At 44.0% G+C, this 22,560-nt stretch carries 12 protein-coding genes; 1 reads left to right on the top strand and 11 read right to left on the bottom strand.

What is annotated here, in order from left to right:
• Positions 1–564: 564 nt before the first annotated feature.
• The 4 genes from rlmD to WDY75_RS25990 form a co-directional block, all read right to left on the bottom strand.
• Positions 565–2,148, bottom strand: coding sequence for a 23S rRNA (uracil(1939)-C(5))-methyltransferase RlmD (rlmD, locus tag WDY75_RS25975; protein WP_063478623.1), 1,584 nt, complete (start codon positions 2,146–2,148; stop codon positions 565–567).
• A gap of 520 nt (positions 2,149–2,668) precedes the next feature.
• Positions 2,669–3,550: a diacylglycerol kinase gene (locus WDY75_RS25980; protein WP_006208333.1), complete on the bottom strand. Its 882-nt coding sequence runs from the start codon at positions 3,548–3,550 to the stop codon at positions 2,669–2,671.
• 18 nt (positions 3,551–3,568) lie between these two features.
• Positions 3,569–4,333 (bottom strand): sirohydrochlorin chelatase, encoded by a 765-nt coding sequence (locus WDY75_RS25985; RefSeq protein WP_036640829.1) that lies wholly within the window; start codon positions 4,331–4,333, stop codon positions 3,569–3,571.
• A 4-nt stretch (positions 4,334–4,337) separates the two neighbouring features.
• Positions 4,338–4,628 carry a YerC/YecD family TrpR-related protein gene (locus WDY75_RS25990; RefSeq protein ID WP_006208331.1) on the bottom strand — a complete coding sequence of 97 codons (291 nt, stop codon included), beginning with the start codon at positions 4,626–4,628 and terminating at the stop codon, positions 4,338–4,340.
• Positions 4,629–4,918: 290 nt separating this feature from the next.
• On the opposite strand from WDY75_RS25990, the gene WDY75_RS25995 reads away from it, so the two are divergent.
• Positions 4,919–5,539 carry a hypothetical protein gene (locus WDY75_RS25995; RefSeq protein ID WP_063478622.1) on the top strand — a complete coding sequence of 207 codons (621 nt, stop codon included), beginning with the start codon at positions 4,919–4,921 and terminating at the stop codon, positions 5,537–5,539.
• Between the two features lie 214 nt (positions 5,540–5,753).
• Here WDY75_RS25995 and WDY75_RS26000 read toward each other — a convergent pair whose 3' ends face one another.
• The 7 genes from WDY75_RS26000 to WDY75_RS26030 form a co-directional block, all read right to left on the bottom strand.
• Positions 5,754–6,119, bottom strand: coding sequence for a YrhK family protein (locus WDY75_RS26000; protein WP_063478621.1), 366 nt, complete (start codon positions 6,117–6,119; stop codon positions 5,754–5,756).
• A gap of 198 nt (positions 6,120–6,317) precedes the next feature.
• Positions 6,318–7,274 (bottom strand): magnesium/cobalt transporter CorA, encoded by a 957-nt coding sequence (gene corA, locus WDY75_RS26005; RefSeq protein WP_063478620.1) that lies wholly within the window; start codon positions 7,272–7,274, stop codon positions 6,318–6,320.
• Between the two features lie 114 nt (positions 7,275–7,388).
• Positions 7,389–8,378, bottom strand: a complete 990-nt coding sequence (locus WDY75_RS26010) for an inorganic phosphate transporter (protein ID WP_006208327.1) — start codon at positions 8,376–8,378, stop codon at positions 7,389–7,391.
• A 14-nt stretch (positions 8,379–8,392) separates the two neighbouring features.
• On the bottom strand, positions 8,393–9,007 hold the full coding sequence (locus WDY75_RS26015) for a DUF47 domain-containing protein (RefSeq protein ID WP_006208326.1): 615 nt from the start codon (positions 9,005–9,007) through the stop codon (positions 8,393–8,395).
• A gap of 230 nt (positions 9,008–9,237) precedes the next feature.
• Positions 9,238–10,368 (bottom strand): DUF3048 domain-containing protein, encoded by a 1,131-nt coding sequence (locus tag WDY75_RS26020; RefSeq protein ID WP_063478619.1) that lies wholly within the window; start codon positions 10,366–10,368, stop codon positions 9,238–9,240.
• A 660-nt stretch (positions 10,369–11,028) separates the two neighbouring features.
• Positions 11,029–12,024, bottom strand: coding sequence for an agmatinase family protein (locus tag WDY75_RS26025; protein WP_063478618.1), 996 nt, complete (start codon positions 12,022–12,024; stop codon positions 11,029–11,031).
• A gap of 77 nt (positions 12,025–12,101) precedes the next feature.
• Complete coding sequence (locus tag WDY75_RS26030) at positions 12,102–22,496, bottom strand: non-ribosomal peptide synthetase (RefSeq protein ID WP_063478617.1); 10,395 nt, start codon at positions 22,494–22,496, stop codon at positions 12,102–12,104.
• Positions 22,497–22,560: the final 64 nt, after the last annotated feature.

Below are 22,560 nucleotides of genomic sequence, written 5' to 3' on the forward strand. Positions count from 1 at the left end.
CCCTATTACGTAATACCTTCTACTATAATAAACTGGTCTCCAAGAAAACTCGTAATTACCTTATAACGTAATTAAGTCTTTGTTTTTCAGAGGCCCTGTTGTTTTGAAACCATTAGATTTTCCAATGCTGAAGCAAAGTTTATTAGCTTTGATAGAAGCATCAAGTAGGTTACTTCATATGTTTTATTTCTATTTTTCTTTTAGGTATGTCATTTTCTCTAATTAGTTCTATTATCCCAGATAATTCTCCTGCATGAAAAAAATTCTCCGTGATGCTGTTGAACCTTAGCTCGAATCGCTTATTTCATGATTTTGACCTTGCATTCTACACATCTCCTTCTAAGCGGAAGTGTCCTCATGATATTTGAAGTATACATGAAAAAGGTACACCCCTCATTTTTCCGAGGGATGTACCTTTTCTTTGGCAAAAGGACTTAACGTTCGATGTATTCAACTAACCTACCGAATTCGTCAACAATCAGTCAACTCTACTATTTTCAAGCCTCTGTTTCACTCTTTCATTTCATCTGCACTACTCCCGAAACCCTCTCCACCATTGCATTCTCAGCGATCTGTACCATCCCTCACCAACAAAGCCACCGATTCTACGTGAACGGTATGCGGGAACATATCCACCGGTGTTACCTCCACCATGCGATACCCGCCATCTTCGAGTATCCTTAAATCCCTTGCTAGCGTACTTGGATTACAACTCACATAGACCACCCGCTCCGGCTTCATCTCAAGAATCGTCTCTAGCAAGCGTGGGTCGCACCCTTTACGCGGAGGATCGACCACGATGACATCCGCCTCGATGCCCTGCTCTTTCCAGCGCGGAATCACATCCTCAGAAGCGCCGACTTCAAACTCCACATGATTCATACCGTTCAGTTCTGCATTGGCACGCGCATCCTCGATCGCTTCCTTCACGATCTCGACTCCATACACCTTCTTGGCATGTTGGGCCAAGAACAGGGATATCGTCCCGATGCCGCAATAGGCATCAATCACGGTCTCTTCCCCGGTTAATCCCGCATACTCCACCGTCTTGCCGTAAAGCACTTCTGTCTGGGCCGGGTTCACCTGATAGAAGGAACGCGCGGAAATGGCGAACTTCACATCGCCTATATAGTCATGGATGACCTCACGTCCCCACAGGACACGGGTTACATCTCCGAAAATCACGTTCGTTTTGCGTGTGTTCACGTTCTGGCAGATGCTCACTACAGCCGGGAGCTCTTCACGGATAGCAGAGATCCACTCGTTCACGCGCGGAATCCGCTCGCCGTTCGTGACGAGCACAATCATCATTTCCCGGGTAGCAAAACCGATCTTCACCACGACATGGCGAAGCAGACCCTGACCTGTCTCTTCATTATAGGCGGTGATGCCTAGCTTCCGCCCGATAGCTTTGACGCGGCTGACGACCTCGTCGTTCTGCTCATGCTGGATGAGGCATGTCTCCATGTCCACGATCCGGTGGCTGCCCCGGGCGTAGAAGCCGCCGACCAGGCCTCCTTCCGTTACGCCAATAGGCACCTGGGACTTGTTGCGGTAGCGCCAAGGCTCGCTCATACCGAGTGTCGGACGCACGAGGATCCCCTCTTGATCTGAATCAACGCCGGACACGGCAGGATTCGCGCCATTGGTTTTAGTATTTTCAATGTCCCCTCCACCATCTGAGCCACTCCGCTCATCGTCCACACGCGTCTCTCCAGCACCTGCCGCCTCACGCACCACCCGCAGCTTCCCGATCCGCTCCAGGTTGTCCACCACCAACTGGCGCTTCCACTCCAGCTGTCCGGCGTAACTCATATGCTGCAGCTGGCAGCCGCCGCATTGGTCGTAGATCGGGCACGGTGCCGCGATGCGGTTCGGGCTCTGCTCGACCAGTTCCAGCAGCTTGGCGTAGCCATACTGCTTCTTGGTCTTGAGCACCTTCACCCGGGCCTTCTCGCCCGGCAGGGCGCCCTGAACGAACAGGGTGTAGCCGTCGGCACGGCCGACCCCTTCCCCGTCATGGTTCATTCCTATAATATCGATCACGACCTCGTCGTTCTTGGCCACCGGCAGGTCGAGGAGGGCGGCCGAAGACACCGCCGGCTTGCCGCTGCGGCGCGTGTCGCTTCCCTTGCGGTTCTTCTTCATGATGTGCTGTTCACTTCTTTCCGTTCAACTTGTCTCTTGCTACTCTATATTCCCCATCGGATCATCATCCATTATAAAAGCGGATGCTCTCCGTTACTGTTCCTTCACTTAAACAACAAAAAGCTCCCCCAAGGGAGCTTATCGCACAAGCTCTCGTCCATCATTATACGGGAGCTTCCTATGTTATTCAATCCAAGAACCTGCAAATCCAATCATTTACTTACAACAGCCTGGAGTCTTAACGGCGACTCGCAGCCTGTTCCATCTCTTCCAATGGCCCATTGCCTCAATCGCCTGCCTATCCCTGATATCCTGGCTATTACACTGACTCAGACAAAACAACCATGGGTCATATACGCACTCGGCGCTATCTCTAGCCTTGGGTTATTGCTTAGTTAGCATTTCGGATCTGACTCCCAACTATCGGCCAGACCACCGTGTCTTATGCACTCGATGCTATCGCCCAACAGTCAGCTATCGCTCCCTACGCACACCAACGCCATTTCTCACAACCGCCATCTCACCCAAAAATCCTTAAATGCTGCGGCAGGACACGGAACGTGCCCGGCAGGACGCCACCGAACTCGCCGTCCAGGTTCAGCTGAACCGGTCCGGGAGAGACGACCTCCATATAGTCGGTGCGGAAATGCACGACCTTCTTGTCGTTGATATGCTCGCCGCGCAGGGCGAGGGTAGCGACGCGTACGAACTCCGCCAGATTGCACTTGCGCAGCGCAATGACGTCGAACAGACCGTCGTCAATGCTCGCGCCCGGCGCGATTTTGTCGAAGCCGCCGACCGAGTTGCTGTTGGCAATGAGGAATACCATGAATTCGTCATGGATCGCCTCATGACCGCTGGCGTTGATGATGAGCTCCTGCGGCGTAAGGCTGACCATTTTCTCGATCCCCTTCAAATAATACGCCAGCTGCCCGATCATCGTCTTCAGCTTGCTCGGCACCTCGTAAGTGAGCTCGGTCAGCGTACCGCCGCCCGCTATATTAATGAAGTAGCGATCATTGGCTTTGCCCACGTCAATCGGACGTGTCTCGCCTCGAATCACCAGATCGCAGTACTCTTCCCAGTTCTTCGAGATGCCGAGTGCTCTTGCAAAATCATTCGTGGTCCCCATAGGGAATATGCCGAGCGGCGGAAGGTTATCCCTGCCAGCCATCCCGTTGATGACTTCATTGATCGTTCCGTCTCCTCCGGCGGCAATCACAAGATCGTACCCCCGCTCTACAGCATCTGCAGCTTCACGGGTAGCATCTCCCTCCCCCTTGGTAGCATGACTGGAGGTTTCAATGCCAGCACTGTCCAGACGGTCCAAAATATCAGCAAGCCGACGCTTCATCTCCTCCCGGCCGGAGGTTGGATTATAGATTAACCTTGCACTTCTCATTAACGATACGCCACCTACTTATGATTTCAAGGATTGAAGAAGAAGTTTGGCCTGCGACTCCATCCACTGCGGAAGCAGCGGGTGTGGAAGCAAAGTCCTGCCGGTATACCGGCATTCAAGCCCCTCGAGCCGATTGGGTATAACCTTCTCCGTAAAATACCCCTCACTCAAAAAAAGCGGAGCTACGATCACATCGCAGCCGCGCTCCATCCATGCTGTCACTTTGTCCCGCACATCGCCGGGACTGAGTAAGGCATAATCCGCGCTTGTACCGCTTACTTCGCTAACTCGCCGTGCCAATGAGTTAATACCCTTTTCCCAGCGGCGGCGAAACAGATCATGCCTGCTGCCGTGTCCGACAAGAAGAATGACCTCCTTCGCCGGATTCACGGACAGCTCTCTTACTTTATCCCATACCATTGCGGCAATCTCGGGGTCGTCATCCATTGGCGCACCGAAGTGAATCCGGGATCGTACCCTGAACGGCGCAAGGTCGGTTTCCATGTCCGGAACAGCCTTCGCTCCTATAGCATAAGCTATTTCGTCAACATGTGTGCTGCCGGACGAGACAAATAACGGAATGACCACGATGTCAGTGACACCCTGATCCTCCAAGGCCGTAATGCCGTCCTGAATCAGACGGCCTTCTACCAATTCCAGATAGGAAGAAACGACCGGTATATCCATGCGGGACGCCAATTCGTGGACGGCTTCGTCCACCAGCGACACCCAGTTCTGTTCACGCGAACCATGACTAATGACCAGCACACCCGGCTTCGTCATGGTGTTAACGCCCTAAACGCTCCAGCGTCATTTTATAACCGTCATTGCCGTAATTCAGGCAACGCTTCACACGCGAGATGGTTGCGGTGCTTGCTCCCGTTTCTGCTTCAATCTGGTTGTATGTGCAACCCTTGCCAAGCATACGCGCTACTTCGAGCCGTTGTGACAAGGACTGGATTTCGTTCACGGTGCAGAGATCATCGAAGAATACATAGCATTCTTCCACACTGCTCAGGGTTAATACAGCTTCGAATAATTGATCGATGCTTTTATCATTTAACTTCTTTAATTGCACTGGATGATCATCCCCTATTGTTACTGTGTATAACACTCGCACTCCCATTGTACCCGAGCGGATATAGTCTTTTCAAGCATTAACGATTTCACGCACTGCAGGACAACCATTACGAGAGGTCATTCACCCTGATGTACTCTCTTATTTTAACCTAACGAAGGACACGCCAAAACCTTCCTAGGCCATCGCCCGATTCCGCTCCTATCCCGAAAATAGGGGTATTCGCCTAAACCCATCGCCCGCCCGTATCATACAGTATAGTATCTTAACTCACAAAGGAAAGTGATATCATGACTGGTCATTCTCACTATTATCATCGCCGACCTTCCTCTTCTAAGCGCTCGCTAAGCGAATATGATTCACTGCCGCAGGAGCCAACGTCATACCCCGGTATTTCTCCATACAGCGATTTTTCAGAAGTCGGCGAATCCAATCTGTATCCATACGCTGACGCTCTTTCAAACGATACGCTGCCTGTACCGGGCATGGAGGCTTCGGCTTCGGCTCTAACACCATCCAGCAACTCTGGCGGCGGGGGTCTGGCAAGTCTCCTCGGCGGAGGCGGCAGCGGGAGTGGAGGCGGAATAAGCAAACTCCTTGGCGGACTCGGGGTCAACAATCTGAGTGACGTCAAGGGCCTCATCGATCGGATGGGGGGCATCGACGGGCTGGTTAACAACATCGGCAAGGTACAGAAGGTCATGCAGGGCTTCCAGCAGCTTGCGCCCATGGTTTCCCTGCTTGCAGGCGCGTTCACGAAGAAGAAGGGCGGCCGCGGATCATCCACGGCATACACGGACCAGAACGACGACTACGAATACAGACCGCGGAAACGCCGGTCCTCGGGGGGCAGACGACATTCCGGCTCGCGCAAAAGCTCAGGATCACGCAAAGGCAGACGTCGTCGTTAATCTGAAGTGAAATCTCGGCATCAGCACCAGCACCGCGCATTTCAGCAAGACCACAGCCTCTGAACAGCTGAGACGATCTGCTCTGACCAACAGCGCAGCTGCGCCTTAGCGAACAACAGGCGGGATAAATAGCAAGCTCATACATGACGAAGTAGGCTCCGGTCTGTCAATTCCAGACTGGAGCCCTATCTTTTTTCCTAAAATATGATCCTATTCAGCGCGTCCAGTCCCCTTCGGGACCGGCTTCTTGCTGCTCGTCGCTCTCGAGTGACTTCAGGCGGAACCAATAAGAGCCGCGCAGACCGGAACGCAGCAGCATCGTAATGCTGCCCAGCAGATACAGCACCGTCGCAATCCGCTTCATCTGCGGATAGAACATCAGAATGCTGCCCGCGATGAATAGTATCCCTGTCATAATTTCGCTGATGACCATGCCAACCTCGTAACGGTTCGTAACGGCCAGCTTACGCTTTCGTTTCCAGGCCAAGCGGAACATCCGGCGCAGGAGCCGGTTACGAACAGGCTCATCTTGATGACGCGATGTACGCTTCTTGGGATGTGGTTTGAGCCCAGGCTTCATATGCAGTCCCCCCTCAGCAAGCTTATACCCCTTACGGAAGAACAAGAACCACAGCGATTCAGCATTCGCCTTTTTTATGTAGGACAACCCTTCCCGATGATCCGATCAACATTTACCTAACACTTGGAACGGCAGAGACACTGGAAGGAAGTCCGTCTGATTCAGAAGAGCTTAACGACTTCACATCCACGAACCCTCTTATTTAAACCAGCCTCGCCGAATAAACCACGTCACCATGCCTCCGCCGAGCACAAACATCAGCAGAAGCACAAGGAAATATCCATAATGCCACCCAAGCTCCGGCATATTCTCAAAATTCATCCCGTAAATCCCGGCGATCAGGGTGAGCGGCATGAATATGGTCGTGATGACCGTGAGTGTTTTCATAATCGTGTTCATCCGGTTCGAATTCACCGATATGTAACTGTCCCGAAGATCCGCCGTCATCTCGCGGTCCGCCTCAATCATGTCCGCCAGCTTCAGCAGGTGATCATAGATATCGGAAAAATAGGCATGGTGCGCGTGATGCTCCATATGCTGCGAGTTCACGATCCGGTACAGCAGATCCCGCATCGGCACGACCGTCCGCCGCAGGCGCAGCAGTCTGGAACGAAGCGCAAACACCTGATTCATCAGGTCCTCAACGGAATCCTTCTCCCCTTGGCTTTCGAGCTCGGCCAGCTCGTCCTCGATGGCGAACAGGCTCGGGAAATACTGATCCACCAGCTTATCCATAATAGTATATGCCGTAAAGCTTGGACCATCCTGACCGAGCGGTCCCTTGCCGGCGACCGAGGTCACCCGTTCCCAGGCATCATCCATTTCGGATAGCTCCTGCTGGTGGAAGGAGACCACAAACGCAGGGCCCAGAAACAGATCCACCTCCACCGCCTGCAGCGTATCCGGCTGAAGTGCATGCAGGACAAAAAACTTCGTTTGTTCGTAATAATCCAGCTTGGGCCGCTGCAGAATGTGCAGACAGTCCTCCACCGCCAGCGGATGAAAATGAAAATAACTCTCCAGCATCCGCGCTTCCTCCGGCGTAGGATTGCTGAAATCCGCCCAGATCCAGGCGTAGTCCTCCATCCGGATATCTTCGAGTGAAAGCCCGGTGACCGTTTCATAGCTTGGCGTAATGGCTAATGTGCGAATCATGATAGCATTCTCCCCTTCCCTGCACCTGCTGTTTCTTTAAACAAAAAAAGCCAATCGATTCCTGATTGGCCCCACAACTATCCATAATCTATGTGTAATGTAGCGTTAATTGGTTTAGAAAAGAATTTTAAATATGATGCCTGCCAGCACGGCCGTAATCGGAATGGTAATAAACCAGGTTACAATAATACGTCCTGCCAGCGACCATTTTACAGCGGAGAAGCGTTTTGCTGAACCTACCCCGAGTATGGCCGATGTGATCGCATGCGTCGTACTGATTGGCAAGTGAAGCAGCGTAGCTGAAAAGATAACGGAAGCTCCCGTGAAATCAGCAGCGAATCCGTTGATCGGCTCGATTTTGAAAATCTTCGTGCCCATGGTTTTGATGATCTTCCAGCCACCTACCGAGGTCCCAAGGGCCATCGCCGTAGCTGCAGAGAGTTTAACCCAGAATGGAACTTCCATCTCGGACAGCTGACCTGACGTAACCAGGGCAAAGGTGATAATCCCCATCGCCTTCTGTGCATCGTTGGTACCGTGCGTGAAGGATTGCAGTGCCGCGGTAAAAATCTGCATAGTACGGAAGCCTTTGTTCACCGTATGCGGACTGCGCTTCGCAAAGATGACTTTTAGCAGCTGCATCACCAGATAACCGATAACAAACGCGATAATGGGTGACAGGATGAGCGCAAGCACAATATCGGTAAATCCGCCATAATTCAGCTTATCACTACCCGCTCCAACGAATACCGCCCCTGCCAAAGCTCCGATCAGAGCATGGGAAGAAGATGACGGCAAACCAAACCACCAGGTGACCAGGTTCCAGATAATCGCTGACAGCAGGGTTGCAATCACAACCTGCAGACCGTTATCCAGTGCTGCGGGATCCGCCACGCTGCCCCCTATCGTCTTGGCAACGCCGGTAAACATCATCGCACCGACAAAGTTCATGCCGGCTGCAAGTAAAATTGCCGCACGCGGCTTCAAGGCCCGGGTTGATACCGATGTTGCTATGGCGTTCGCCGTATCGTGGAACCCGTTAATGAAGTCAAATGCAAGCGCCAAAAAAACAACAATTACTAGTACTACCATCGTTGTATCCATAGTTCAGGACTCCCTTACGAGTTGCGCATAATGATGGATTCCAGCATATTAGCCACGTCTTCGCAGGTGTCCGTGGTTGTCTCAAGTCGTTCGTAAATCTCTTTTTTCTTGATCAGCAGAATCGGGTCAGATACCGTAGCGAACAGATCCTTGATGCTGATACGCAGCAGTTCGTCGCCTTGGTTCTCCAGATCGTTCAGGCGAATCGTGTACTCACGAATAGCCAGAAGTTTTTTCTGGGAGAGCAAATGAATGGCTTTCTGGATTTCATAAGCCGATTGACGCAGAATTTCCGCAAACTGCACCATGTATTCATCAGGTTTACCCAACTGATACATATAGAATCGGGATGCCGTAGCCTCCAGTCCGTCCATCACATCGTCCAAGCTGGTTGTCAGGTCCATAATATCGTCGCGTTCGATTGGCGTGATAAACGTTTTGTTGAGCTCGGTGATAATTGTATGTGTATAGGTATCACACTGCGACTCATATCTCTTCATTTCGTTGGCGAATTCAAGCACATCCTGAAGATTGGAAACGTGCTGCGAAAAATAATCTGCGGCTTGTACCACCGTATCGGCCATATTCTCCAGCGTTTGGAAGAATATATCCTTCTTCTTCAATTTCATACTCTTAACCCCTTTTTTCGATAAATTGCCGCGAACGTCCTTAAAGATAAGACAACCTTGAATATCTTATCACATCCATGGCAGGGTGTGTATAGAAAAGTAACACTCAAAAATGTGAGAAAACAACAGCTGAGTTAATGTATGGATATCATTCCATTTCCCTTGCCTATTAACATCTCCGTAAGCGTGCAAATTATCCCAGAACCGTGTCGATTATCCGAACTTAGAACCTAAGGATTCGAGATCGTGACATGGCTTTCAAAAGAAGGCGCATTCGGCACAATGTTGAAATAAGTCGTTCCCGGAACCAGCGGCACTTCCTTGCCGTCCTTCACAAAACGGATCGCATCACCCGCAGCTCTTGCCCACTGGCCCGTAATGACCTCTCCACGCTGGAACAGCATCGCTTCCCCGCCAGCTTCCACGTTCACGGCAAGTCTGCCCACATCATCCAGCACCTTATGATCTGCCCCGAGGACAATTACATTCGCAGCCTCAAGCTGAACGTTATCGTTGAGATCCACGTGCGGAGATCCATTGACCGACCGTTTGTACGTATTCGAGGAGCCGTCATACTGATAATCCACCACATAGCTGTCCAGTAAAAATTTGATTTCGACCTTCTCTGCGGGTTCGCCGGAAACCCCCTCCACGGGTTCAGTGCCCTCTGCCCCGTCGCCGCTTGCAGCGATTGTCTCCGGATAGAACGTATACTGCGGCACCTGCACATCGTTGCCGTAATTGAGCTTGGCCGCTCCTTCGCGGAGCTTCTCGTCGCTGGAATACAAATTATGCGGAGCTTTGCGGTCGTTGGCCCTCCAGAAATAGGCCCCTGCATTTCCGATCTCATCCATGTCCTGCTTGCGCTGCTGTTGAATGATCGTATAAGCTTCAGGGCTGCCTCCTGCATGCACAAGAACGCCGCCATAGCTCTCGCCCAGATTAATCAGATAAGGGCGGATACTGCGAATCGGTCCGATCTCCTCGATCCCAGACTGGCTTTGAAAGATGCCGATCAGTCTCGTGATTCCTCCCTCCGCCAGAACTTCATATACCATGTCCGCTTGTCCCAGACCCGACTGCGGCCTTGCGGCTGGTGCGTTATTGATCATAACGGCCAGCGGCCTCTGCGTCAGTGACGCATCTAACGGCAATCCCGTCAGAGGTGCGTGATAAGGAGAAGACGTATTCTCCTGCGTTTCTTCTACCGGCTGCTCCATTGGAGCCTCCACCTCCGGTGTCGGAGCAGGCTCCGCCTTCTTATCCCCATTGCATGCTGACAGCAGCAGTACAGCCGCAATCGACAACAAGCTTGTCCTCCATGCGAACCTCTTGAAAGACAAAGACCCTTTGCTAAACATATTGTTTCCCCCTATGAACGCTCCCGTTACTTATTACCCTAATATTCCAACCCTTTTACCCGAAATTTCCAACCGGCGTTTCAACTTTAATTTACATTTAATCACAAAATCCGTGCTTTGTCTGTATAAAGAAGGGATACCATCGGCTAAAAAATACCCTTGATGCCATTGACTGATATTCAGAAGGAATATCGAACCTATTATCTTTGAAAAACTAATAAGTATCTTCAACTAGTAGCAATTTTACGTGCTCTCAACTCCTATTGATTGGATTCTCACATTGCCACCAGAGTAAATATATCTTCTATCCCAAAGGTATTTGGCAATTGCTCAAAAGCTTTACTTCCTCTTTCGGATACAATATTATCCAGTGGGTATGGTGAAGAAGAGCAAAAAGATACTAATAACTCAGTATTTGCAGACTTAATCTTTGATTCGGTTTCTGTATGCCAAAACAAAAATCCAATTGCAGTAAATACTAGCAATTGGATTTGCATTGAGAGTTAAATAGGAGGGAGTGCTTTTAAACTCAAAAAAGCTAAGATTATTACATTTCTTTACATAGATCATATAAGTGCAGTAACAAAGTTACGTTGCAATTTGATACTAAACCATTTTAAGAATACAAAATGATCAAAGAGTTGCATTAATTTGTAACTATTATCTCGTATAAGTAAACATATCGGTAGGATAATTTTTTTGATCATTTGCATCTTTTTCTCTATTACAAATCAAACCAGCAAAAGCATATAAAAGTACACTGGTTACTAAATGTGACGAATAATTGGTATTGTCTTGATTAGGATAGACTTCTACAAAATCCATCCCAACTACACCAAGCTTACATATCTCATAAACTACGGTAAGTAACTCATGTGGTGTTAAACCATTACAATCAACTGGACCTCCTGGATTAAATGCATGGTCCAAAATATCACTACAAATAGATAAATAAACATAATCGTTTTGACTTTTAGCTATGTCATAAACTTCTTTGACTAGTTTAGGCAATTCATTAACCCTCAAACGTATATCATTTATAGTTACAGTAGTAGCTCCTACTTTGTGGGCTAACCTTCCATTCTCTGCTTTATTTCTTGGTCCGTGTATTCCAAAGTGAACTATGCTTTTATTGTCTACTCCATCAAGTTCATAAATACGAGCAAATGGGGAACTTCTTCCATACAAATCTCCATTGTAATCCTGATTGTTATCATAATGCGCATCTATATGAATTACTCCTACACTACCCTTTATATTTTCTGTTAAAGCTTTTAGAATTGGGTAGGTAATACTGTGATCGCCACCAAGCGCAACAGGGAATTTATTCAATCCCCATACTTTATTAGCAAATGAAGATATTCTATCCATCGTTTGTTTCACATTTGATGGCACTACGTCTACATCGCCCATATCGCCCAACTTAATATAATCCAATACATTTAAGTGATTTAATTCAGGCAGATACCCACTATACCTTGCCGAGCTTAAGCGGATCATTTTAGGGCCTAACTCACAACTTGTTAGATCCCCCCAGGTAACTGCGCCTTCCCACGGTATACCGTAAACAATAACATCTATATCGTCAACATCCGGATTAGTAACCATGTTCTTTGCTCCTAAGTAACAGGGTGTATTACCATAAATATAGTTCATATGTTCATCTCCTACCTAATGTATACTTTTGTTAGTAGCCTTTTAATCGAATCAAGATTAAAAGGCTACAGCATTCTTCAATGCCTAATGCCTACAATTTCAGCTTTTAAATACTGAATTTGTATCCAGTTTATAATATCCATAATTACATACTCAGGAACGTTTCCGGGGACTGCATATTCCTCCAAAGTAGGATTTCCATATCCCTCCACAAAACAATGATTTAGTTTTTCGTAAAGTTTATAGTTTACATTAGCTCTTTCTTGCAGAGCCATTCCCCATTTATCCAAATCACTTACAGGAATATTTAAATCTCTACCTGCTTGCATAATCAATAAAGGTTGGTCCTGATCCGATACGAGTTTAGCAGGAATATAATCTTTTAAACTATGCCACCATTTCGCGCTAGGAACTAAATTAAAATCTTTAAGCGGGGTGCTTGGATCAAACCTAGTATTCAATAAGATGTTAAGTTGTTCTCGATGTTCAAGCATTTCCTCTTCACTAAGCAAATACATTCTTTCAGTCTCAAAATATGATTGTATTTCAGTTCTAAGTGGATTTGGTGCAGATAACAGGATAGCTCCTCTAACTTTTGTAGAACGCTTATCTTGTAATATTTTCGGTATCATCCAGCCACCACGACAATGCCCTAACAAAAAGATATTATTAGAATCAATATCTCTTCTCTTTTCGAGTACTTCAATGGATGCCAAAACGTCCACAACGAACTCTTCATCGATTGTATAATCCTTATTGGTATAAAAATCTCCTTGTACACTTTTCTCATAACGCAGAACTGCAGTATTGTTACTTGATAAACCAGCGGCTAAATCTTTAAATGGTTTTAAAGAAAAAATTGACATGTCTCTATCTAATTCCCCATCACCTGGAACCAAAATAACTGCTGCAAATGGACCAGGTCCTTTAGGAATCGATAAAGTTCCCCTTGTTGCATAGTCACCTTGTCCTATTTCCAGATCATGCTCAATATAGAGTTCGGGTTTATCATATTCAGATCTAGTATAAAGATACTCAATATCTACTCCGTAATTTCCGGTGTTTTTTCCATTCAATCGGCATTCAGAATAATTCTTATTCAATCTGCTTAATTTTTCAGCCATTGTTTTAATCGTTGACCATTTAAGCACATCGGCTACATTAATATCCACACCTAACTCTCTTCTAATTCTCGCTGCTAGACCTACTGCTTTTAAAGAGTGTCCACCAATATCAAAGAAATCATCATAGATTGACAATCTTTCAAGCCCAAGTACTTCCATCCAAATTTGTTTCAATGCACTTTCAAGTGGATGTTCTTGTCGATCATCTTCTACATTCATTTCGATGTTAATTGTTGGTTCAGGTAAGGACTTTCTATCAATTTTTCCGTTGGTATTGACAGGTATGTTGTTTATAGGGACAAAGTAAGAAGGAACCATGAATTCCGGCAATTTATCCAACAGATATTGACGTAAGTCTTTAGTTGATATGTTGGTTGATGAGACAAAGTACGCACACAGATATACTTCATCATCATGATCTTTTCGAGATATAACAATTGCTTCATTTATTAGAGGGTGTGCTGACAGCAATACTTGAATTTCTCCAATCTCAATCCTGTTCCCTCTTATTTTGACTTGATCGTCAAGTCGTCCTAGATATTCGATATTACCATCTTGTAACCACCTAGCAACATCTCCAGTTTTGTAGAGCCGTTCTCCTGTATAGCTATTTTGAATAAATTTATCTTTGTTCAGTTGTTCCTTATTAAGATATCCCCGAGTTAAACAAATGCCACCAATATGCAACTCTCCTGGGATTCCGATCGGTTGCACTTTTCCATGACGATTGAAAATGTATAGTCGCACATTATCGATCGGTTTTCCAATCGGTACAAGTTTAACTTGTTGATTAACGATACATTTATAATGTGATACTTCTACCGTTCCTTCAGTAGGTCCATACAAATTATGCAAGTCGACGTTTTTATTTTGACTGAAAACTGAATTAAAGCGATGTACCTGTTTAGGAAGTAAAGCTTCTCCACTAGTAAAAACTTTACGTACGCTAGATATCCTTTCAAAACAGGTATTACTACCGAGCTCATTTAAAAATACATTTAACATTGAGGGAACAAAGTGAATTAATGTCACTTTAGCTTTGTATATACTGTCAATGATAACCTCAGGGTGTTTCTCGCCCTCTGGGGATAATAAGACCAGATGAGCGCCTACCAAAAACCAAGAAAATAACTCCCAAACTGAAACATCAAAAACAAAAGGCGTTTTTTGCAAAATAACATCTGATGAGCTTATTTTCATTTCATCAATCATCCAATTCAATCTATTATGAACTGAACGATGCTCTATCATTACTCCTTTTGGTGCACCTGTAGACCCTGAAGTATACATTAAATACACTAAGTCGCTGGAAGAGTTTATACTTGGCAAATTAGTAATTGATTCGTCGTTCATGTTCAATTGTTCGATGTTAATAGTTTCTATCGATTCAAACCCATTTCCACTAACGCTGTTACTATTGAGTATAATTTTCACATTACTATCCTTTAGCATATATTTAATACGCTCTTCTGGATAGCTAGGTAAAATAGGGAGATACGCCCCTCCTGCTTTTAGAATGGCTAAAATTCCGATCATCATATCAATGGAACGCTCCATCATAATGCCAACAATCTGTTCTCGAGTAACTCCTTTTTTCTTTAGAAACCATGCTAATCGATTCGCCCGAGTATTAACCTCTTCATACGTTAACTTTTGATCTTGGAATATGATAGCGATATGATTTGGTGTTCGCTCTACTTGCTCTTCAAACAGCTGATGAATTGTTTTGTCTTCATCATAATCCTTTGCAGTATGGTTAAAGTCATTCAGAAGTTGTTGTGTTTCAGATGCGGTGGCTAATTCCATATCCAAAATTCGTATTTCGGAATTAAACAACACTTGTGACACAATATGCTTGAAGTGCCCCGCCATTCGTTCAATACTTAACCGTTTAAATAAGTGTGTACTGTATTCTATTGATATGTGCAAACTATTGTCTTCTGTCAAAAACCAACTCAAGTCAAATTTAGAACTTTTCAAAGACTCGTCTTTAGGTGTTATTACAGTGTTAGGAATTGAAAACTCATTGATGTTAATATTTTGCAAGGTAAACAGAGTGTCCACAAGTGGGTGACGACTCATATCTCGGCGAAGCTGCAACTGTTCTATCAACTCTTCGAACGGATACTCCGCATGCTCATATGAGGCATACACTTGGTCTTTTACTTGCGTTAAAAACGTCCGGAAGGAGAGCGCTGCTTGTGGCGCATTCCGGAAAGTTATGGTATTGATGAACACCCCAACGATTTTCTCCAATTCCATCTGTGGTCGTCCCACAATGGCTGTCCCAACAATAATATCCTCTTGGCCTGTATATTTTGCGAGCAGAATGTTATAACAAGCGAGTAAGACAGCGTACAAGGTGCTTCCTTCTTGAACTGCCAAAGCTTTTAGTCCGTGTAACATCTGGGCATCCAGTTCAAATTCGTATGTTTCCCCCTCAAAACGTTGCACCGGCGGACGCGGATAGTCTGTCGGCAGTTCCAATACAGGGAGTTCCCCTTCATATTGGTCCAACCAATACTGTTTATGCCTTACCAAACGCTCTTTCTGTTCTCGACTTTGTTGCCATACAGCATAATCTTTGTATTGAATTCGTAACGGTTCTAATGTTTGCCCTTCATAGAGTGCACCTAGCTCCCGCAACAAGATATCCCAAGACATGCCATCGGAGATAATATGGTGCATATCCATTAGTAGCAGATATTCTTCCGCACCCAACCGGAGGAGCTGGATCCGAAATAATGGCGCTTGACTGAGATCAAAGAGTCGCACAAACTGTTGGATATGTTGCTCCGCCTCTTCAGCTCCCACATCCAAGATGTCCATGTTTATCCTGACGCGCGGATGGATAATTTGCATTAATGCATCATCTATCAGTTCAAAGGATGTCCGCAATGCCTCATGTCTTTCAATCAGTGCATGCACAGCTTGCTTCCAGCGTTCTTCATCCAGTGGACCCTGAACATGATACACAGCCGGCATGTTATAACTCGTATCTGCTCCTTCCAACTGCTGCACCACATACATTCGGCGTTGCGCAGATGATGTGATGTAGTAAGGTTGCTCCTCAGCCACCGCAATGTCTTCGTACACACGCTCGTTCCCGTGTTGTTTAATGTATTCAGTTAATTCTCTGATGTTCTTACGGGCAAATACTTCTCTCAAAGGGATCTCCACATCCAGCCCTTTATGCATGCGGGATACAAGCATCATTGCTTTAAGCGAGTGACCGCCCAGTTCAAAGAAATTGTCCAGCACCCCAATCCGTTCGCTACCCAGCACCTCTTGCCAAATCTGTACCAGAATCTCTTCCGTTGGCGTTGCAGGCGCTTCATACGGTGCACTCGTCTGAAGCTGTCCCTCGGGTTTGGGCAGCCCTTTCTTATCCACCTTCCCGTTGGGCGTGAGTGGCAGTTGCTCCATCTCCACAAAGTAGGACGGAATCATGTACTCCGGCAACGTACTGCCCACATGCTGGCGCAACTCTCCGACGCTCCAGCTTGCTGAAGTAACAAGGTAGGCACACAGATAGGCACTGTCCTGTTCCTCTTGGCGCGTAATCACCACCGTTTCCTTCACCTTTGGATGCTCTAGCAAGGCCGCTTCGATTTCACCTAGTTCTACGCGGTTCCCTCGGATTTTCACCTGCTCATCGATGCGTCCCACATATTCGATGCTTCCGTCAGGTAACCACCGGACCAGATCGCCGGTGCGGTACAACCGCTCGCCGGGTTCAAAGGGGTTGTCGATGAATTTCTCCGCCGTCAACTCCGGCCGTTGCCAATATCCTCGGGCAATTCCTACGCCTCCGACACAGAGTTCGCCTGGAACCCCTATAGGCATGACCTGTAAGGCTGGGTTTAATATGTATACCTTTTTGTTCGATATCGGTGTACCAATCGGTGCCTTAGCCATTCCGCTTACGCATTGAGCAAGGGTTGCGCAAACGGTAGTTTCTGTTGGTCCATATGCGTTAATAAATATTCGTTCGTGGCTCCATACTTCCACAAGATCCACCGGTAACACTTCACCTGCCGTCACAATCGTTTTCAGATCAGGCAATTGAACTGAAGGCAACGTCCTTAGCAATGACGGGGAGATGAACGGGATACACGTGATTCGGTGATTATCTAACCATTGGGCAAATTGCTCTCCTGAATGCTGTATCATTTTTGGAACAATGTACAATGTTGCTCCATGGAAAAGACCAAGGAAGATTTCCCACACCGAAGCATCAAAGCTCATTGAAGCTACTTGAAGTACCCGACTATGTGGATCAATCTGTAGTTTGGAAGCAATTTCCGAGAGATTACAAACTCCATCATGATCGACCATGACTCCTTTGGGATTCCCGGTTGATCCAGATGTATAAATTAAGTAGGCTAAATCGTGCGAACCATTGACCACATCCAGGTTGGAGACATCCTCTCCGTCAAACGACATGCGGTCGATTTCCAAAATTTCTCCCGCATAATTTTCTGGGATCGTCAGGTCACTATGGGTCAGTAACAATCGGGTCCCACTGTCCGCCAACATGTACGACAGACGTTGCGCTGGATAATCCGGATCCAGCGGCACATAAGCACCACCCGCTTTGAGCACAGCCAGCATACCAATGATGAACTCTGAAGAACGTTTCATCATTACGCCAACAAACTTATCTGTAACTACACCTTTACTTCTAATTACTCGGGCTAGTTGGTTAGCTCGGGCATTAATTTCTTTATACGTCAGTTGCTGTTCTTCATAAACGACAGCAATGTGATCTGGCGTGTTGGCTACCTGCTTCTCAAACATTTCATGAATAGTTTGAGAAGTATAAGGGGTTGAGGTGTCATTAAATTCTGTGATTATCTTTCTTTTTTCTTCAGTTGTCACTAGCTCAATATCCTTAATTTGAATGTCATTGTTAGAAATAATTTGTTGTAGAATACTTGAAAAGTGTTTAATCATCCTTTCAATGGTTATTTTACTGTATAATTGCAAATTAAATTCTATAGTGACAAAAAGTGAATCAGCTATAAATTCCAAATCCCAACTAACATCGAACTTAGTATTTACAGTCTTAGAATCTAATGAAGAAACCTTGAATTCGGGAAAAAACTCATTATTAGGCTGAACGTAGTTGAGAGTAAACAAAGTTTCAACTAAAGGGCTTCTGTTATGTTCACGGGCTATGTTTAACCTCTCTATCAGTTGGTCAAAAGGATAGTCTGCATTTTCGTATCCGTCGAGTACACTTTCCTTAACATTTGATAGAAATTCCGTGAATCTCTCTAAGTTGTTTATTTTGTTTCGAAATGCCAATGTATTAATAAGCGGTCCAGATACTTTATCTAAATCACCATGAGAACGTCCCGTGATAGCTGAGCCTATAATAATATCATCTTGTCCAGTATATTTAGATAGTAGAATATAATAACAAGAAAGCAGGGTCATATAAATTGTTGTACCATATCTATACGAGATCTTCCTTAAATCTACAATTAAATCATCATCGAGTGAGAATGTAATATGACCCCCATGAGAATTTGTCACTTTTTTTCGATCAGTGTCGGTTGACAAATTTAGGGTAGGTGTATTATGAGAAAGATGTTTTAACCAATACCTTTCTTGATCACTAATCATATCCATGTACTCTTGACTTTCTTGCCAAACAGAATAATCTTTAAATTGAATCCCTACAGGCTGTAAAGAGGCTCCCTGATAAAGTAGACTAAGTTCATTTAAAAATACTTCTGTAGTTATGTTATCCGAAATAATATGGTGCATGTCTATCATTAAAATATATTTCTTGTCATTCACTCGCAATACTTCAATCCGGAATAATGGAGCATGGTCCAAATTAAAGGGGCGAATAAAATTCTGTATATAAACTTCTTGTTCATTCTCATGTAAGTCATGAGTTTCAAAATCCAACACTACGTCTGTTAGCACTTTCTGTACCAATTCATCTTCTTTTAATAAAAAGGTTGTACGTAATATTTCATGCCTTTCTAAAAGCTTAAGAAAGGCTACTTTTAATGTGTTTATATTAAGAGCACCATCAATTTCAAAAATCACTGGCATATTGTATGCAATGCTATCCTTGTTCATCTTTTGCAGAAAATAAAATCTTTTTTGAGTGGAGGTTGTAGGGTAAAATTCTCTTTGTCCTGATATCTTAATCGAATTAAAAATCTTACTTTTATTGGTGTTTGAAACCAATTTAGCCAAATCGTGAATAGTTGGATTTGAAAATAATTCCTTTAAGGAAAGCTCTATATTAAATAATTTATGGATTCGAGATAAAAGCATCATCGCTTTTAGTGAATGTCCACCGATTTCAAAGAAACTCTGATCCATTCCAACCTTATTCGTGCCTAAAACATCTGACCATATATCTAATAGCAATTGTTCAACTTGATTGTTAGGCACCGTATTGCTATTAACTGAAACAATATCAGATGGCCGAGGTAATGCTTTTTTGTCTATTTTTCCATTATGCGTTAGAGGCAACTTAGTAAGCTCAACAAAAAATGTTGGAACCATGTAATCTGGTAAATACTTTTTTAAATATTCACGATATTCTTTGGCAGAACTATTAGACGTGACTACTAAATATGCGCATAAATAAGCACTTTCATCTTGTTCTGCTATAGCAATTACAACCACTTCGTCTATATTAGGATGCATTAATAGAACATTCTCAATTTCACCTGGTTCGATCCTATAGCCCCGAATTTTAACTTGATCATCGATTCTTCCTATATACTCAATTTCACCATTTGGCAACCATCTAGCTAGATCACCAGTTTTGTACATGGAATTACCTTTTCTAAAAGGATCATCGATAAATCTCTCTTCGGTTAACTCAGATCGATTTATATAACCTCGAGCCACCCCTGCTCCACCTATATAAAGTTCACCAATTACACCAACTGGAACTACTTGAGCACTTTGATTCAAGATATATGTGCTTAGTGTTGAAATGGGATTCCCTATATTACTGATTCCCTCACTAATCTCTACATCTGTTATTTCTTTATATGTTGCGTGTACAGTTATTTCAGTTATTCCATACATATTTACCAACTGAGTTTCAGGATACTTTCTTACCCATGTCGCAAGTTTCCTAGGTGATAAAGCTTCTCCACCGAAAATAACCTTTCTAATACAATTTAGTTCTCCTTTTTTATCCCTCGATTCAACTTCATGAATTAGCTGATAGAATGAAGAAGGGGTTTGATTTAGTATGGTGACTCGTTGTTGTTTTAAAACCCCTATAAATTCCTTCATATCTTTACTTATTTGTGAGGGTATGATTACAGCTGTACCACCTATTAAAATTGCCCCGTATAATTCCCAGACTGAAAAATCAAAACAGAACGAATGAAATACTGTCCACACATCATTTTCATTAAAATCGAACTGATTATTTGAATGAAAGAGTAGACTAGCCACATTCTTGTGCTCAATTAATACCCCTTTTGGTTTTCCGGTTGAGCCAGATGTGTAAATAATGTAAGCAAGATTGCTTGAGGGAATCACTAAATTCAAATTCGCTTTGGCTTCCTCCCAAGAAACTTCTTCTAATATAATCATATTGTTTTTCAAAGTTTCTGGAACATACATCTCTTTTCTCTGTACTATTATGCTCTTTGTGCAACTATCCGTAAGCATAAAATTAATACGATCCTCAGTATATTCCGAATCGACTGGTAAATATGCAGCTCCAGCTTTTAGTACTCCTAACATGGATATTACCATTTGTATTGATCGATCAGCTAGGATTGCTACGATGTCTTCGTCCCCAATTCCTTTTTCTTTAAGCATCCATGCTATGTGATTTGCCTTGTTATTTAGATCCTTATAATTTATCGTTTCTTCATCACAAACAATTGCCACTTTATATGGTGTATTAACAGCTTGTTCTTCAAATATCTGATGTATACTTTGTTCAAAAGGGTAAACTACTTCAAGGTTTAGTGCCCTTTGTAATATAATGTTTTTTTCCTCTTCGCTAACAATATCTATTTCTGAAATTGAGATGTACGGATTAGTAACTACTGAATGTAAAATTTGATTAAAATGATCAAAGAGACTTGTTATTAACGAAGTTGAATATAATTCAGGATTGTAATTTACATTTATAATTAGTTCAGTGTCTTCTACAATTTGCATTGAGAAATTGTAATGATTTTCTTCAAGTGCTTCCATATCAACAATTTTGAAACCTAACTCAGTATCATCTTCACCAACAATACTCTCTAGATCTACTGGAAAGTTCTCATAGGCAATGATATGTTCAAACAAATCAGTTGTCACATTAGAAGCAGCCTTGATATCAGCCAAAGACAAATAATTAAAATTCTGAGAATCCAACTCTTGTTCTTGAATTCTTTTCAAAAGACTTACAAACGATTCCTCATTGTTGCTCTTTATTCGTACAGGCACTGTATTTATAAACAGTCCGACTATCTGTTCAACATTATTCAAATGTGGGGGACGTCCCGAAACTACTGAACCAAATACAACATCATTTGTATTATTGTATTTCTGTAATAGTATTCCCCAGATCGTTTGAAACATATTATTCATAGTTACATGATGATTATTACATATATTCTTTAATTTGTTTGTTAAATCAACAGGTATCATGTGAGTATAATGCTTTTTTGATTTACCTGTATTTCTTTTTGATGCTTCAAGATTAACAGGAATTTGAGATAAGGAATCATACTCAACTAAATAATCAGACCAATATTTAATTCCTGATTCCAAATCTTGATCAAGTAACCAGTCGATATATGTTCTATAATTTCCGTATTTTGGATATGAGATAGAATCTCCCTTAAGCACGGTTTTGTATAGGTCCAACAAATCATTTAAAATAATTCCCATGCACCAGCCATCGATTAATATGTGGTGACTACTAATGATTATTTGATATTCATCACTACTTATTTTTAATAACGACACACGAATCATAATATCACTGGTAAGATCGAAGCCTTTTTTTCGATCTTCACTCATAAACTGTTGTAAAGCGGCCTTTATATCAATAGCTTTTGTTAAGTCCACATAATTTATCTTGGACTCTACTTCTTTAAGTACAATCTGCATTGGTTTCTTTACTTTGTCATAAAGCATTATAGTCCTCAACGCAGGATGCTTTTTTAATAACGCATTGAAACTCTTCTCTAAAACACTTACATCAATATCACCTTGTACAGTAAGAATCATTTGATCAAAATATGCTTCGCTACTTGTGTCCTTTAGATAGTGAAATAGTAGTCCTTCTTGCATTGGAGAAAGTGAATAAATCTCCTCTACTTGATCTCGTTTAAAACTCATTACACTCATATGTCCACTCCTTTTCTTTTGAATTAAGTAGATAAAAACCGGAGGAGGAGTTCCTATAAAAAGA

Source organism: Paenibacillus glucanolyticus (assembly GCF_037333485.1).
Lineage (GTDB): Bacteria > Bacillota > Bacilli > Paenibacillales > Paenibacillaceae > Paenibacillus_AQ > Paenibacillus_AQ glucanolyticus.